The 14,899-nt window shown below is 31.4% G+C and carries 17 protein-coding genes; 9 read left to right on the top strand and 8 right to left on the bottom strand.

What is annotated here, in order from left to right:
- The first annotated feature begins 173 nt into the window (after positions 1-173).
- A complete protein-coding gene (locus tag ACXGQT_RS11850) occupies positions 174-2,219 on the top strand; it encodes a M3 family metallopeptidase (protein WP_457828808.1) in 2,046 nt (681 codons plus the stop codon).
- A gap of 63 nt (positions 2,220-2,282) precedes the next feature.
- Here ACXGQT_RS11850 and ACXGQT_RS11845 read toward each other — a convergent pair whose 3' ends face one another.
- A complete protein-coding gene (locus tag ACXGQT_RS11845; RefSeq protein ID WP_457828807.1) occupies positions 2,283-2,471 on the bottom strand; it encodes a hypothetical protein in 189 nt (62 codons plus the stop codon).
- A gap of 81 nt (positions 2,472-2,552) precedes the next feature.
- Positions 2,553-2,825 carry a hypothetical protein gene (locus tag ACXGQT_RS11840; protein WP_457828806.1) on the bottom strand — a complete coding sequence of 91 codons (273 nt, stop codon included), beginning with the start codon at positions 2,823-2,825 and terminating at the stop codon, positions 2,553-2,555.
- A 125-nt stretch (positions 2,826-2,950) separates the two neighbouring features.
- Here ACXGQT_RS11840 and ACXGQT_RS11835 point away from each other — a divergent pair, with 125 nt between their 5' ends.
- From ACXGQT_RS11835 to ACXGQT_RS11820, 4 genes are all read left to right on the top strand, one after another.
- Positions 2,951-3,388 (top strand): DUF6146 family protein, encoded by a 438-nt coding sequence (locus ACXGQT_RS11835; protein WP_457828805.1) that lies wholly within the window; start codon positions 2,951-2,953, stop codon positions 3,386-3,388.
- 3 nt (positions 3,389-3,391) lie between these two features.
- Positions 3,392-4,024 (top strand): CPBP family intramembrane glutamic endopeptidase, encoded by a 633-nt coding sequence (locus ACXGQT_RS11830; RefSeq protein ID WP_457828804.1) that lies wholly within the window; start codon positions 3,392-3,394, stop codon positions 4,022-4,024.
- 102 nt (positions 4,025-4,126) lie between these two features.
- Positions 4,127-5,530 (top strand): dihydrolipoyl dehydrogenase, encoded by a 1,404-nt coding sequence (lpdA, locus tag ACXGQT_RS11825; protein ID WP_457828803.1) that lies wholly within the window; start codon positions 4,127-4,129, stop codon positions 5,528-5,530.
- A 78-nt stretch (positions 5,531-5,608) separates the two neighbouring features.
- Positions 5,609-6,643, top strand: a complete 1,035-nt coding sequence (locus ACXGQT_RS11820) for a hypothetical protein (RefSeq protein ID WP_457828802.1) — start codon at positions 5,609-5,611, stop codon at positions 6,641-6,643.
- Positions 6,644-6,724: 81 nt separating this feature from the next.
- Here the strand turns inward: ACXGQT_RS11820 and ACXGQT_RS11815 are convergent, their stop codons facing one another.
- A complete protein-coding gene (locus ACXGQT_RS11815; RefSeq protein ID WP_457828801.1) occupies positions 6,725-7,276 on the bottom strand; it encodes a YbhB/YbcL family Raf kinase inhibitor-like protein in 552 nt (183 codons plus the stop codon).
- A 76-nt stretch (positions 7,277-7,352) separates the two neighbouring features.
- Here ACXGQT_RS11815 and ACXGQT_RS11810 point away from each other — a divergent pair, with 76 nt between their 5' ends.
- Positions 7,353-7,574, top strand: coding sequence for a CDGSH iron-sulfur domain-containing protein (locus ACXGQT_RS11810; protein WP_068823977.1), 222 nt, complete (start codon positions 7,353-7,355; stop codon positions 7,572-7,574).
- Between the two features lie 57 nt (positions 7,575-7,631).
- On the opposite strand, the gene ACXGQT_RS11805 is transcribed toward ACXGQT_RS11810, so the two are convergent.
- From ACXGQT_RS11805 to ACXGQT_RS11795, 3 genes are all read right to left on the bottom strand, one after another.
- Positions 7,632-8,747: a hypothetical protein gene (locus ACXGQT_RS11805; protein WP_457828800.1), complete on the bottom strand. Its 1,116-nt coding sequence runs from the start codon at positions 8,745-8,747 to the stop codon at positions 7,632-7,634.
- Between the two features lie 29 nt (positions 8,748-8,776).
- Positions 8,777-9,643, bottom strand: coding sequence for a hypothetical protein (locus tag ACXGQT_RS11800; protein WP_457828799.1), 867 nt, complete (start codon positions 9,641-9,643; stop codon positions 8,777-8,779).
- Between the two features lie 89 nt (positions 9,644-9,732).
- Entirely contained in the window at positions 9,733-10,881 is a 1,149-nt protein-coding gene (locus ACXGQT_RS11795; RefSeq protein ID WP_457828798.1) for a helix-turn-helix domain-containing protein, read from the bottom strand.
- Between the two features lie 184 nt (positions 10,882-11,065).
- Here ACXGQT_RS11795 and ACXGQT_RS11790 point away from each other — a divergent pair, with 184 nt between their 5' ends.
- On the top strand, positions 11,066-11,275 hold the full coding sequence (locus ACXGQT_RS11790; protein WP_457828797.1) for a CDGSH iron-sulfur domain-containing protein: 210 nt from the start codon (positions 11,066-11,068) through the stop codon (positions 11,273-11,275).
- Between the two features lie 59 nt (positions 11,276-11,334).
- On the opposite strand, the gene argH is transcribed toward ACXGQT_RS11790, so the two are convergent.
- Complete coding sequence (gene argH / locus ACXGQT_RS11785) at positions 11,335-12,615, bottom strand: argininosuccinate lyase (protein WP_457828796.1); 1,281 nt, start codon at positions 12,613-12,615, stop codon at positions 11,335-11,337.
- A gap of 123 nt (positions 12,616-12,738) precedes the next feature.
- On the opposite strand from argH, the gene ACXGQT_RS11780 reads away from it, so the two are divergent.
- Both ACXGQT_RS11780 and ACXGQT_RS11775 read left to right on the top strand, forming a co-directional pair.
- Positions 12,739-13,395, top strand: a complete 657-nt coding sequence (locus ACXGQT_RS11780; protein ID WP_457828795.1) for a DUF4386 domain-containing protein — start codon at positions 12,739-12,741, stop codon at positions 13,393-13,395.
- 39 nt (positions 13,396-13,434) lie between these two features.
- Positions 13,435-14,301, top strand: coding sequence for an alpha/beta fold hydrolase (locus ACXGQT_RS11775; RefSeq protein ID WP_457828794.1), 867 nt, complete (start codon positions 13,435-13,437; stop codon positions 14,299-14,301).
- Here the strand turns inward: ACXGQT_RS11775 and ACXGQT_RS11770 are convergent.
- The gene (locus tag ACXGQT_RS11770) at positions 14,298-14,888 is read right to left on the bottom strand and encodes a Crp/Fnr family transcriptional regulator (protein ID WP_457828793.1); all 591 of its coding nucleotides are present in this window, start codon (positions 14,886-14,888) and stop codon (positions 14,298-14,300) included. The genes ACXGQT_RS11775 and ACXGQT_RS11770 overlap by 4 nt on opposite strands.
- Positions 14,889-14,899: the final 11 nt, after the last annotated feature.

Below are 14,899 nucleotides of genomic sequence, written 5' to 3'. Positions count from 1 at the left end.
TAAGAAGGGGGTTTTATTTAACCACATATTTATAGTATTGCTATAAAATTAAAAACGTTTAATGCTTGTCCATTATATCTTCTATAAAAAATAATATTATGTAAATTTATAAACGGTAAATTGTTTGAACTATCAAAAAGCCAAACCTTATCGTTGCAACAAACAAAAATCTAATGAATCCATTATTACAAGAATTTAACACACCATATAACACCGCTCCTTTTGAACAAATAAAAAACGAGCATTATCAACCTGCTTTTGAACAAGCTATTAAAGAAGCAAGACAAGAAATTGATGATATTACCAACAATACCAAAGCTCCTACTTTTAAAAACACCATTAAATCGTTAGATTTTTCTGGACATAGGTTAAGTAGAATCTCTTCTATTTTCTTCAATTTAAACTCAGCAGAAACCAATGATGAAATGCAAAAAATTGCTCAAGAGGTTTCCCCTATATTAACAGAATTCTCTAATGATGTAAGTTTAAACGAAAATTTATTTAAACGTGTAAAAGCAGTTTACAACCAACGAGAATCTTTAGACTTAACTCCTGAAGAACTAATGTTGCTTGAAAAAAAGTACAAAGGTTTTTCTCGTAACGGAGCCAATTTAAGCGATGACAAAAAAGAGGAATTAAGAAAAATTGATACTGAATTATCTAAACTATCTTTAACCTTTGGGGAAAATGTATTGGCTGAAACTCAAAATTACGAGTTACACATTACCAACGAGGCTGACTTAAAAGGATTGCCCGAGGGTGCTATTGAAGATGCTGCCCAAACAGCAAAAGATAAAAATAAAGAAGGTTGGGTTTTTACTTTAGATTTCCCTAGCTGCATTCCGTTTTTAACCTATGCAGACAATAGAGTACTAAGAAAAGAAATGTCCATTGCTGCGGGTAAAAAAGGATTTCAAAACAACAAAAATAACAACGAAGAAATTGTTTTAAAAATAGTGCAACTACGTGCCAAACGTGCTCAACTATTAGGATATGAAACTCATGCTCATTTTGTTTTGGAAGAACGCATGGCAGAATCTGCTAATAAAGTAACCGAATTCTTAGAAGATTTTGTTCAAAAGGCAAAACCAAAAGCTACGGAGCAATTTAACCAGCTAAAAGAATTTGCTCGTAAAAAAGACGGGATTAAAGATTTTCAAAAATGGGATGGTGCTTATTACAGTGAAAAGCTAAAACAAGAATTATTCGATTTTGATGAGGAAATTTTAAAACCTTATTTTCAATTAGAAAACGTCATCAACGGTTCTTTTGAAATTGCCAAACGTTTATACGATTTGCATTTTGAAGAAGTCAATAATATTGAAAAATACCACAAAGACGTTAAAACCTACAAAGTAACCAACGGAAACGGTGATTTTATTGCGGTTTATTATGCTGATTTTCATCCTAGACCAGGAAAAAGAAACGGAGCATGGAAAACAGGTTATAAAAGTCAATGGATTTTAGACGGTGAAAATTCTAGACCTCATATTTCTATTGTTTGTAACTTTACCAAACCTACCGCTACCAAACCTAGTTTACTAACATTTAACGAGGTGACCACTTTGTTCCATGAATTTGGACACGCTCTACACGGAATGTTAGCCAACACAACCTATCCTAGTTTATCAGGAACTTCAGTTTCTTGGGATTTTGTTGAATTACCTAGTCAGGTCATGGAAAACTGGTGTTTTGAACAGGAAGCTTTGGAATTATTTGCCAAACATTATAAAACTGGCGAAATCATTCCTAACGAATTGATTCAGAAAATCAAAAAAGCTTCTAACTTTTTAGAAGGTTTACAAACTTTAAGACAAATCAGTTTTGGTCTCCTAGACATGGCATGGCACGGACTAAGTCCGAATAGTTTTGACAGCGGCAACGTAATAAAAAGCGTGAAAGAATTTGAAACAGAAGCTTTTAAAAGTACTCAATTGTATCCTGATGTTGCGGAAAATTGTATGAGTACAGCGTTTTCGCACATTTTTCAAGGCGGATATTCTGCTGGATATTATTCATACAAATGGGCAGAAGTATTAGATGCCGATGCGTTTGAATATTTTAAAGAAACTGGCATTTTTAACAAAGAAACTGCTGCCAAATTTAAAAACTTTGTACTAAGCCAAGGAGGAACACAAAAACCAATGGAACTGTACAAACAATTTAGAGGTCAAGAACCAACTCCTGATGCTTTATTAAAAAGGGCTGGGTTGTTGTAGTTTATAACTTAACTAATATAAAAAAGGAGAGAAGTTTAATTAAACTTCTCTCCTTTTATTTTCTTACTCATCAATCAATGACAAAGCTTCAATACTTTTAATAGTAATCCCCAAAAAACAATCATCCATACAGTTTTTAGGAACATAACCACAGGTAGAAATCAACCCATTATTATCTGTTTCAAAATACACTAAAACCTCTTTTCTTTTGATTAACCAATCTTGTTTGGCTTTTTCATATATCTCATCCAAAGTTAAAGCAGTGGCTGCACTTGTATATTGATGTTCCTCACTGTTTATTTCATTTTCATTCTCTGTCCATTCTAAATTCTCTTAAGGAATATTTTCTGGCTCAGCGTTATATTTAAAATGTCTTTTTATAATAACTCCGTTATTCACCGTAATAGTAGTTTCCCAACCGTAACTTACAAGAACTGAACCTCCAGCAACGGTATATTGATATGAATTATTAGATGAATCTTTAAAATTTAACCAAACTTTTTTACTAGTTTCAAATTCATTTTGATAACTTAAATCATCCGATTCACAAGACGACACAAAACAAATAACAAGCAGTAAACTGATAACATAAATTATTTTTTTCATTGTTTTTTAAGATTAGTAAGTGTTTATACCTGTAAGATGAAACTTTATTAATTTGGTTGCGTTAATTAATATTTAACCTACTCATATACAAGTCTTTTTTGTAACTTTATATAAATACCTCTATCATGAAATTTTTTATTTTAAAACTCGTTTTTGCTCTTGTTATCGTGATGAGTATGACGTATTGTTCCTCTACAAAAAACAACACTAAGATAAAAAATGAACATAACACAACAGACACCATTAAAATTGTAAACGAAGAGGAAGAATATGAAGTGATTATTATAGATCCTGGGTTTAATTCGTGGTTAACAGGAAGGGCAAAACCAAGAAACTACTATTCATTACCTTTTTTAGAAAACAAAAACTACAACTATGTTACTGAATGGAATATTAGGGTAAATAATCCTAGTAGATACTCATCAGAATTATACGGCATGAGAATTGATTATGACCCAAGTATTAAATATGGTTATGAAGTAAATTATTTACTATTTAATTATTTTATTTACTTCCAACAAAAATACAATCAACGTTTAGCAGGAGGCATTGTTCCTTGGTAATTTATGAAAACCACTCTACCCAAAAACAGCATAGAATTTGTCTTGTTTTTTATTTTATATCCTATTTTTTTAGCTTTAAAACTCATCCCATTAAACTACAAACTAGCTACTGTGCCTTTTGTGTTTTGCTATGTAGTTTGGATAAGCTACAAACACCGAAAAGCACTTTTTAAAAGGCGAAAACCTGTAAAACCTCCTTTTTTTTGGAAAATTACACTAATACGTTTGTTATTGGTAATACTAGCATCAACTACTTATGTATTAATAACCAATAAAGAAACCCTATTTATTTCTATAAGTACCCAACCTATATTATGGATAGAAATGATATTTATATACACCGTATTCTCCGTAATTCCACAAGAATACATATACAGAGTATTTTATATTTATAGATACGAGCACCTATTTAAATCTAATTGGAGTTTTAATTTAGCAAATGCATTGGTATTCTCCCTTGGACATTTAATGTTTAACAGTTCGTTAGTATTAATTATTACTCTTATTGGTGGTTTTTTATTTATGAATACTTATCAAAAAACAAAATCTATGTTTTGGGTTAGTGTAGAGCATTTAATTTATGGCGGATGGTTATTTACCGTTGGTATGGGAAAAATGTTAGGCTTTCCCATATAAAAAAATCAACAAAAAGTAAAAAAACGTTATTTGATGTCTTTTGATTAAAACACTTGCTCGCTTTTATTTACTTTTGTTACACATAAAGAAAAAAACATTTTCATGAACAAGTACGATGTAACCGTTATCGGTTCTGGACCAGGAGGATATGTAGCAGCTATTCGTTGCGCACAATTAGGATTAAAAACTGCTATTATAGAAAAGTACAGCACTATGGGTGGTACTTGTTTAAATGTTGGATGTATTCCTTCTAAAGCACTGTTAGATTCATCTCATCATTATCATGATGCTTTGTCTCATTTTGAAAAACACGGAATTGGAGTTGACAATGTTACTTTAGATTTTCCTAAAATGATTGAACGTAAAGCCGAAGTTGTTTCTCAAACTTCTGCGGGTATCAATTTTTTAATGGATAAAAATAAGATTGATGTATATGAAGGTCGTGGAGAGTTTTTTGATACTACTCATATCAACATTCATAAAAACGATGGTTCTGTAGAAAAAATTGAATCTGCAAAAACCATTATTGCTACAGGATCTAAACCAGGATCTCTTCCTTTTATCAATATCGACAAAGAAAGAGTCATTACATCAACCGAAGCTTTAAAATTAAAAGAAGTGCCTAAACACTTAATCGTGATTGGTGGTGGAGTAATTGGATTAGAATTAGGACAAGTTTACAAGCGTTTAGGAGCAGAAGTTTCTGTGATTGAATACATGCCTAAAATTGTTCCAGGAATGGATGGAATGTTGTCTAAAGAATTACAAAAATCATTAAAGAAACAAGGATTAAAATTCTTTGTAAGTCATAAAGTAACTTCTGTAACCAACACTGGTGAAGGAGTAAGAGTTACTGCCGATAACAAAAAAGGAGAAGAAGTTGTTTTTGAAGGAGATTACACTTTAATTTCCGTAGGTCGTGTTCCTTTTACCAAAGGATTAGGATTAAACAACATTGGTATTAAAACTACCGAAAGAGGTCAAATAGAAACTAACGAACACTTACAAACCAACATCGAAAATATTTATGCTATTGGTGATGTAGTAAAAGGTGCTATGTTGGCTCACAAAGCAGAAGAAGAAGGAACGATGGTTGCTGAAATCATTGCTGGAGAAAAACCACATATCAACTACAACTTAATTCCTGGTGTAGTTTATACTTGGCCAGAAGTTGCAGCTGTTGGTAAAACAGAAGAACAATTAAAAGAAGAAGGAATTGCTTACAAAGCAGGTTCTTTTAACATGAGAGCTTTAGGTAGAGCAAGAGCATCTATGGATACTGATGGAGTCGTAAAAGTTTTAGCAGACGCTACTACTGATGAAATTTTAGGAGTTCATATGATTGGTGCAAGAGCTGCTGATATGATTGCTGAAGCAGTGGTTGCTATGGAATTTAGAGCTTCTGCTGAAGATGTTTCTAGAATGTCTCATGCACACCCAACGTATACAGAGGCTATTAAAGAAGCTTGTTTGGCTGCTACGGCTGACAGGGCGATACACGCTTAACATAAAACCACAAATAATCATAAAAAAAGCACTTAGATATTCTAAGTGCTTTTTATTTTTGTTAGAAAAAACAATACTATGAAAAAGCTAATCTTTTTAATTTCAATCATCATCACTTCTTGTAGTCCTTATATCAGAAGTGACTTTTCCAGAAACTATGCTAGTCTAACATCTAACGATTCTATTAAAGTACTTTCTCCTGAAATTTATTTGAATAGAAATAATTCTAGAGATTTAAAAATTGGAACTATCATCGTTGGAGACAAAGGAGCTACTAAAAACTGTGACTCTATAACCATGCTTAATATTATTAAAGACTCTGCAAGAGTACATGGTGCAAATATGATTGGAATTACAAAACACATCAAACCTAGTTTTTGGGGTTCTTCATGTCATCAATTTTCTGCTGATTTTTTAAGAGAAAATGTCATCAAAGTAGATTCATCAAATCAAAAGTACACAACACTAGCAGAGAAAATAAAAAAAGAAAATTCTTATAATAAATTTTTATTTACCTATAAGGGTAGCTATTTACACAGAACCGCAAAAGAAGACAATAGCAGTGATTTCAATCAAAAACTTTCTAAACTACTAAAAAAAGGATATGGAATGTCCTTTGCTGCCTATTATAATAATATAAAAAACTCAGGTTTTGGTTTAAAATACAAACGCATGAATTATGGTGGTACTTTAAACAACACACAAGTTACTTTTAATGACAGTAGACCTAGTGAAAATGGAGCACTAAATGTTGATGTAGTAGTAAACTATTTTGCTTTTTCTGGTCGATCTGATTTTCGTTTTGGAAAAAGTCAAAAAAATAATATATTTTTAGAATCCTCTATAGGATATACATCTTATCATGAAACATCTGGCATCAACACAAAAATTAAAACCACTGGTGGAAACATAGGATATGATGTCAATATTGGATATTTAAGAAGCCTTGGTTCTTCTTTTGATGTTGGTTTAAACTTAGGGTATTTTGCGAGTAACATCTCTCAATTAACCATTGATGACGGAAGAGAAACGAATACTTTTAATCTAGAAAAGTCCGAAGCTTTAAATTTAAACAACCTAAATATTGGAGTTGTAATCACTTATGGTTTATAAATATAATAGAAACTCCTTAATATAAAAGCCTTACTTTGTCAGTAAGGCTTTTATATCTATTTCTATTAAACACCAGTAAAACTATCTTTGATAATAAGTGACAATACTAGCTTTGGCAAGCGTGTTCTTCCATAAATAGAAACCAACAGTTGCAGGATTCGTATTGGCATTCAATCCCAATGAATTCGTTTTTAAGGCATGTACTGTTATAATATATTGATGTAATCCATGACCTTCTGGCGGACAAGGTCCTCCATAACCAGGTTTTCCATAATCTGTAACACTTTGCACAGCTCCTTTGGGTGCTAATTTTAAATCTATATTTCCAGCATTGCTAACCAATTCGTTTACATTGGCAGGAATATCAAACATTACCCAATGCCACCATCCGCTTCCTGTAGGAGCATCAGGATCGTACATGGTTACAGCAAAACTTTTAGTTCCTTCTGGGGCATTGCTCCAAGAAAGTTGAGGAGATTCATTTTTACCTGTACAGCCAAACCCATCAAATTCTTCTGTAATGGTTGCTTGACCTCCTATGGTTTTACTAGTTAATGTAAATGTTTTTTGAGCAAATAAAGTACTTGTAAACACAAACATCATTAAACTCAACGTGTAAAATTTTATTTTCATGTGATTTTATTTTGGTTCAATAAAGTTAGTAATCATTCTGCAACAGTCCTAAATTTGTATTTTATATTATTATAGCATGAACAAACCCATTCCAACACCAAGAGCTTGTTATTTAATAAAAAACAAAGCTTATGCCTACTGTACTTGTAACCAAAGTAAAGACAAACCCTATTGCGATGGAACCCACAAAGGAACACAACACAAACCCCTACTCTTTAAAGTGGCCGAAAATGAAAAGGCTTTTTTATGTACTTGTGGAAGTACCAAAAACGCCCCTTATTGTGATGGATCGCATTAAAAAAGGTTAACTCCCTAAGAAGCTAACCTTACTTTTACCCTTTCACATCAAACTTTATTAATCAAAAACTTCTTTTAAATTTTGCTCTAAAAACAAATGGCATGCGTTGTACAGTCCATCGCTATGTTTTGCACCATCTACCTCAACCCAACTCGCATTTTTAGAAAACCTATTTTCTATGGTTGCCAACGTAATTCCTCCTATTTTTTGATAAGCAGGATTGTTTAGCGTAGGTGCAATGGTCTGTTGTGCTTGATAGGCTTTTATTTTTTCCTTTTTAAGCACTCCATTTATTTCTAAAGGCTTTTTTAAACCTCCATTATAAGAAGCCAAAGCAGAACCTCCTATTTTATTTTTTCCATAAACCACAGAGAATTGAGTTAATACATCAGTAGCTATTTTATTCCCCGCAACACTTAGTCCTAAGAGTGATTTTTTTTGGCTTCCAGAATTTACTACTGTATATCTATCAACCAATCTATAATTGGTGTTTATTTTTACTTTTGCCACTTTATCTAAACTTCCTAAATTAAATCCAGGTTTTGGAGCTTCGGTAAACATTACATACATATTTACATCTATAACCATTACATCTCCCAATTCTTTAGAAATGGTAGGTTTTTCATTGAGTTTGGTAAAATTGAACTTATCTGTTAACTTCGCTACAGATTTTCCTACCTCTGTTTTTTTAGGAACTTTGGCTAGAAAAGAATATCCCGAAGGCACACATTGTATAACCCCTGGTAACTCTTCTTTTTCTAATAACAACGGACCTTGATGGGTTTCAAAACCTTCAAAAGCCTCAATGTTTTTTGCTTCGTCTACCGATACCAACTGATAACCACTGGCTTTTATTTTTTCTATAGTTTCTTGATATAGCAAATCTGTTTTTTGTTGTACTGCAGCAATATCAACTCCCTTTAAACCTACTCCTAAACTCACTTTGGCATCACCTACTACTTTCCCTCTTGTTCCTTTATACCCTGCTTTCTTATCTGAAATTTCTTTATAAATCTCAAAAAAAACGTTGAACGAATTAATATAAACTTTATCCTGCTTCTTTGCTTTTTTTAAACTATAAGCACTCGTTTTTAATTTTATATCTGAAACTTCCTGAGCATTTGCCATCATCATGGCAAAAAACACTATATAACACCACACATATTTTTTCATTTTTGTTTGTTTTATTTGGTTGATAAAAATTACACACCTATTATTTGACCTGTAAAATTGGTTTCGGTACCATCTTCTGCTTTCATAAGAATATCTTTAAATTTTAAATCAATTTTAGAAGCATCGTCACTATTAGTAGTAACGGTAACCGTTCCCGATTGAGCAAACCAATTTTTTGCATCATGACTATAAAACACCATGGTTAATTTTCCAGCTCCTGGAACTACATTTATTCCTTCAGAAGCTAAAACAGTATAAGTACCTGCATTGATAACTTTCATTAAATCAAAATAAAAAGTTAAAGCTGCACTGTTAGATTGACATGGATTAGAAATAATATGTACCGTAGAAACTAATGGTTTTCCTTGAGAAATAGGAGTACATTCCATATTATCATCTCCAAAAAAGTAATACGATTCTGTATTGGTTTCACTTGGGTTTTCATTTATAACAATCGTAACTAAAGAAGCGTAAAAAGTATTAGTTGATGTTTTAAAAACATTGATCTCGTTTATATAATTTTCTGCTGTTAAAGACAAAGCATAAGTCAAATCATGTCCTGCATCTTTCCAAACATATTCGTTACCATTTATAGAAAAAACAGGTAATTCTATTTCGTCACCATCATTTTTTTCTGGATTGGTATCTATAAACAACATTCCTGAACTAGAAAAAGTAAATGTTAGTTTTTGATTGCTTGCATAAGGAGCATTGTCAATTGCTGTTCCTGTATTAAACGAAACAACTTGTGTTGGATAATTAGATTTTAATAACGCTATAAACTCTTTTTGTTCTGTAGTTAATTCTGTTTCTTTTAACTGAGAGTCTTCCTCAGAAGAACATGCCGACAGAAAAATGCAGCATATAGTAAATACTGTAACCAAGTAGCTTTTCATTTTGATTTAAGTTTTAGTTTAAACCAAAATTAGCACGAGCTAACAGCAAACCCTCCATAAAACAAGAGGAATTCTGTCTCAAAAACAGCTTATGAGACAGAATTAAGTGTCTTTACATACTGTGCAGGAGTTAAATTTGTTTTGTCTTTAAACACCCTATAGAAAGTAGCTCTGCTTTTAAACCCAGACAATTCGGCAATAGCATCTATGGTTAAGTCTTTTGATTTTTCTAACAAAATAATCTTAGACTCTTCTATTCTAAAATCATTCATAAGATCAGAAAAATTTTTACCCATCACTTGATTGATACTGTCTGACACCAATCTTTGAGATAACTGTAAATCTTTTGACAATTCAAAAATGGTATAATCTGGCTTTAAATATAATTTGTTTTGATTTAGGTGCTCAAGTATTAATGTTAACGTAGTCTGTAAATCTTCTACATTCTCTTTTTGCTCTTTATTATTTTCAACACTACTTAATTCTTTTTTATCAAAAACATCTGTATCATATGTCACCTTATTTGTAAAACTTTTATACACCATAATAGGATAAAAGCACGAAGAAACCAGAGGTGTTGCCAAAAGGTCTGAATATATTATATAGCTTGGAAAAAAACTCATTTGTACAACATATACAATCAATATTAAAATATTAAGATACAATAAACGAGTTACAAAAAATCTAAGCCATTTATAATTGGCTTTATCAGCAATAGACATATAATTTTTTGTTTTCATTCTATTTACTTTTCTAATGCTCCAAGTGATGTATATAGCAAAATGGATTATTTGTGCTAAATAAATAATGTTAGTAACCAAATCTTCTCCTGACACTATTCTTAAATAATTTTCATGAATAAATTCTTTCGATTGAAGATTGATATATATACCATAAATAGTAACAATAAAAACTGGAAAAAAATGAATGAGGTGTTTTCTTTTAAATTGATAACTATGTCCTTGAACCAAATAAATGTAAAAAAGCAACAGAGGTCCAAATAAAAAAGTAGTTGACGAGCCTAAAAAAATGAATACCAAATATTCAGAAAAATATTCCAAATACAAAAGAGGGTTGATGATTAAAACAACACTTGGAATAAAAACCAATAGTCCTAAAACTTTATTGACTAACGTATTATTTTTCTTGAAAAATAATATTAAAAAAAGCACCATTAAATTTGCAGCTGCAAGTAAAGAAAATATGACTAATAATTTTAATTCTGTCCAATCATTCATAAAACCCAATATATAGACTAAAACTTATAATAAGTACTAGAGATGTAACTAGTTTTTGCTAAAATATTATTTTTTCTGATAAAATAGTCGTTCATAAAGGCTTGTAATAAATCCTAAAAATTAATTTATATTCTGTCTAAAGGGAATTCTAATTAATTTTAGTTTTTAATCTAAAAGATAAAATATGCCAGTAATAGAATTAGTAAAAGGAAAGACCTATAAATATTGTACTTGTGGACATTCTGCATCTATGCCTTTTTGTGATAGTGCTCATGTAGCTAAAGGAGGAGGAAAGCCAATTCTTTTTACTGCAGAAAAAGATGGAGGCGTTGCCCTTTGTGGTTGTGGAAAAAGTAGTAACAAACCTTATTGTGATGGAAGTCATAACGGATAAAACAAAAAGCCTCACTAAATAGAGTGAGGCTTTTCTTTTATTACAATAAAGTTAATTTATTAAAAATTAGCTTCCATTTTTTCTTTAATCAAATCTAATCTTAAATTTCCTACGGAACCAATATGGGTGTGATTTACATTTAAATCTGGTTTAAATTCTCCCTTCTGAATTTTAGCACCTACTATTTTATAAGCATCTCTAAACGGAGTTCCTGCTTGTACCAAAGCATTTACTTCTTCTACACTAAAAATGTATTTGTACTTATCATCTTCTACAATGTTTTCTGTAATAATGATGTTTTCTAAAGAGAACACCATCATATCTAAACAAGATTTTAAGGTAGATACCGATGGAATTAATCCTTCTTTTACCAATTGCAAATCACGGTGATATCCGCTTGGTAAATTGTTGGTGATTAAAGTTAACTCGTAAGGCAACGCTTGTAATTTGTTACACTTTCCACGAATCAATTCAAAAACATCTGGATTTTTTTTGTGAGGCATAATACTAGAACCTGTTGTTAACTCATCAGGAAAGGTAACAAAACCAAAATTCTGACTCATATACAAACAAATATCCATACTCATTTTTGCCAAAGTTGCCGATAAACTTGCAATGGCAAATGAGATTGATTTTTCTAATTTACCACGTCCCATTTGAGCCGCTACTGAGTTCACTTTTAAATGTTCAAAACCAAGCTCTTTGGTAGTCATTTCTCTATCAATAGGAAAAGAAGATCCGTATCCTGCTGCAGAACCTAACGGATTTTGATCTGCTACTTTGTAGGCTGCATCTAAAAAATAAACATCATCAATTAAACTTTCTGCATAGGCAGAAAACCACATTCCAAAAGAAGATGGCATAGCCACTTGTAAATGCGTGTAACCAGGTAATAAGTGGTTTTTATATTTTTCGGCCAATTCAATTAACAAATCAAACAAACGTTTTGCCCAATCTTTTAATTCCAAAATAGCATCTTTAGAATACAAATGTACATCTAACAAAACCTGATCGTTACGAGAACGTGCTGTGTGAATTTTCTTTCCAGCATCTCCTAACTTTTCAGTTAACAACCACTCTACTTTAGAATGTACATCTTCAAAAGAATCTTCAATGGTAAAAGTTCCGTCTTCAACCGTTTTTAAAATATTGTTCAACTCGGCAACCAATCCTTTTAACTCTTCATCAGTAATGGTTCCAATAGCATTTAACATTCTAGATTGAGCAATATTTCCAAGTACATCGTACTTAGCCAATTGTAAATCTAATTCTCTATCATTTCCTACAGTAAAAATGTCAATCTTTTTATCGGTTGCATAACCTTTGTCCCAAAGTTTCATACGGTTGTTTTTTATTCTGCTGGCAAAGATACTCTTTTTTTAACGTTTCTTATTTCTTACCAAACGTCAATGCAAGCATTTTTTTTATGTCTCAACTTTGCAACATCATTAACAATATCTATTATGAAAACTCAACACAAAATTGGACTTCTTTACTTATTTATTGCAATTATTGGTGGTTTTAGCATGGGATATGCTCCGCTACAACTTATTGATATTTACAATCTGCCACAAACATTTCAAAACCTGCAAAATCATTTTCAAATGTTTCAACTAAGTATTTTGGGTGATGGATTGGTAATTCTTTTGGAACTATTTATTACTGTACTACTCTATCAGTTTTTTAAAACAACCCATCCTCTTTGGAATGAAATAGCAAAATATTCACGACTAGCCATGGCCTTTATCATGGCAATTAACCTAATCTACTATATGGTTCCATTACATCAAATAAACACAAACGGTTCTGTTAGTAACATTTTTAACTTTTGCATGTTAGCGCATTTTTACACCGTTTATATTTGGCAAATTTTCTTTGGTATACACATGATTGCTTTGTCTATTTTAACTTGCAAGCATCCTATGTTTCACAAAGCACTTTCTTTTTTATTGCTGTTAGGTGGTTTGGGATATCTATTAGATTGCCTAGTGCATTTTATTGGAATTAAAAATAATGTTTTGGTAAACTCTGCCAATGTCTTATTAGGTGTTGCTGCCATTTCTGAATTAAGTTTTGCCATTCTTTTATTGATTAAAAAAATAAAACCTCAACACAAATAAAATGATATTTATAATTTTAAAACAAAGTAGAACAACATCATGTCCCTATACAACTCTGAACAATCCAAAAAAGAAATTTTAAAACTGTACGATCAAAAATTAAACAGTCTTAACATTAATTACCAATACCAAACAGTTGAAACAAGCTTTGGAAACACCCATATTATTGTTTGTGGTAAAGACACACATCCACCAATAATATTACTACATGGTTCTAATGCTTGTGCTCCAATTGCTTTAGAAACCTATCAAAAATTAATTCCTTATTTTAAAGTATATGCCATAGATATACTTGCACAGCCTAACAAAAGTGATGAAACAAGGTTAAGCATGAAAGATGATTCATACGGAAAATGGATGCACGAAATTATTGATAATTTGCAGATTGATAATATTACAATAGCTGGTTTTTCTTTTGGAGGATTGGTGAGTTTAAAAACGTTGGAGTACAATGAAAATAAAATCAATAAAGTATATCTATCAGCACCCGCATACATTGTAAACGGAAATCCTTTAAAAGCTTTGTTTAAGATTTTTATCCCCATGAAAAAATTTATGAGAACCCAAAACATAAAATATTTAGAAAGGTTTTTAAAAGAAATTTTTAGCGAAAAAGATCCATTTGCGTTAGAGTTTCTGTCTAAAGTATTGCCCAACTTTACTATGGATTTTACTCCTGTTCCTACCATCTCCAAACAGAGAGCAAATTCTATAAAAACACCCATTGTTTTGTTTGCTGCAGAAAACGATTTAATGTTTCCGGGTAAAAAAATGATACAAAGAGCTGTTAAGATTTTTCCTTCTTTAAAAAGTCATCAATTATTAAAAAACTCTAACCATGTACTTAACAAAGACAATAACAAATTGGTTTGCGATGTAATTATAAACGAAACTACAAACCTCTAGTTCTGTTCTTTTAATTTTTTAAAAACACGTTTTTTAATTCTACTATAAGATTCTGGAGTTACCCCAATATAACTTGCAATTAATACTTGGGGAACTCTATGAATTAAATTAGGTTGTGTATTTATTAAAGTGATAAAACGTTCTTCGGGAGTAGAAATCATAAAATCTGCCATTCTATCTTGTACTTTTCCTGCTTCTTTTTCTACTTCTCTTCTAATCAATTTTTCTAACCTTGGAACTCGCTCAATCATGGTATCAATTAAAGAATCATTTCCCACAGTCACAATACAATCTTCTAAACACTCAAAATAAGATTTGGATGGGCAACCTGTAACTTCACTTGAAAATGCATTTACAGGATCTCCTTCTGTAAAAAAAGAAATGGTTTTTTCTACACCGTCTTTAATAATATACTCACGTATACAACCTTTTACCACAGCATAACATTCTCCAGAAACCTCTCCTTCCCTTAAAAGAATCTCTCCTTTTTTAGGATTTCTTAACACCGTGTTGTCCACAATGATAGTGACTTCGTCAGGAGTTAAAAATTGGAAACTTTCTATAAATTGTCTCAACGCTGCTTTCATAAAAAACCTTA

The organism is Wenyingzhuangia sp. IMCC45467 (assembly GCF_054111205.1).
The sequence above is the reverse complement of the archived record's forward strand: the minus strand, read 5'-3'. Positions and strand labels throughout refer to the sequence as shown.

Excerpts from the sequence above, each read along its gene's own strand:
- ACXGQT_RS11790 (WP_457828797.1), top strand. The coding sequence starts at position 11,066 with ATGCCAGTAATAGAATTAGTAAAAGGAAAGACCTATAAATATTGTACT.
- ACXGQT_RS11795 (WP_457828798.1), bottom strand. The coding sequence starts at position 10,881 with ATGAATGATTGGACAGAATTAAAATTATTAGTCATATTTTCTTTACTT.
- ACXGQT_RS11775 (WP_457828794.1), top strand. The coding sequence starts at position 13,435 with ATGTCCCTATACAACTCTGAACAATCCAAAAAAGAAATTTTAAAACTG.
- ACXGQT_RS11805 (WP_457828800.1), bottom strand. The coding sequence starts at position 8,747 with ATGAAAAAATATGTGTGGTGTTATATAGTGTTTTTTGCCATGATGATG.
- ACXGQT_RS11815 (WP_457828801.1), bottom strand. The coding sequence starts at position 7,276 with ATGAAAATAAAATTTTACACGTTGAGTTTAATGATGTTTGTGTTTACA.
- ACXGQT_RS11835 (WP_457828805.1), top strand. The coding sequence starts at position 2,951 with ATGAAATTTTTTATTTTAAAACTCGTTTTTGCTCTTGTTATCGTGATG.
- ACXGQT_RS11770 (WP_457828793.1), bottom strand. The coding sequence starts at position 14,888 with ATGAAAGCAGCGTTGAGACAATTTATAGAAAGTTTCCAATTTTTAACT.
- ACXGQT_RS11850 (WP_457828808.1), top strand. The coding sequence starts at position 174 with ATGAATCCATTATTACAAGAATTTAACACACCATATAACACCGCTCCT.
- lpdA (WP_457828803.1), top strand. The coding sequence starts at position 4,127 with ATGAACAAGTACGATGTAACCGTTATCGGTTCTGGACCAGGAGGATAT.
- argH (WP_457828796.1), bottom strand. The coding sequence starts at position 12,615 with ATGAAACTTTGGGACAAAGGTTATGCAACCGATAAAAAGATTGACATT.
- ACXGQT_RS11800 (WP_457828799.1), bottom strand. The coding sequence starts at position 9,643 with ATGAAAAGCTACTTGGTTACAGTATTTACTATATGCTGCATTTTTCTG.
- ACXGQT_RS11840 (WP_457828806.1), bottom strand. The coding sequence starts at position 2,825 with ATGAAAAAAATAATTTATGTTATCAGTTTACTGCTTGTTATTTGTTTT.
- ACXGQT_RS11810 (WP_068823977.1), top strand. The coding sequence starts at position 7,353 with ATGAACAAACCCATTCCAACACCAAGAGCTTGTTATTTAATAAAAAAC.
- ACXGQT_RS11830 (WP_457828804.1), top strand. The coding sequence starts at position 3,392 with ATGAAAACCACTCTACCCAAAAACAGCATAGAATTTGTCTTGTTTTTT.
- ACXGQT_RS11780 (WP_457828795.1), top strand. The coding sequence starts at position 12,739 with ATGAAAACTCAACACAAAATTGGACTTCTTTACTTATTTATTGCAATT.
- ACXGQT_RS11820 (WP_457828802.1), top strand. The coding sequence starts at position 5,609 with ATGAAAAAGCTAATCTTTTTAATTTCAATCATCATCACTTCTTGTAGT.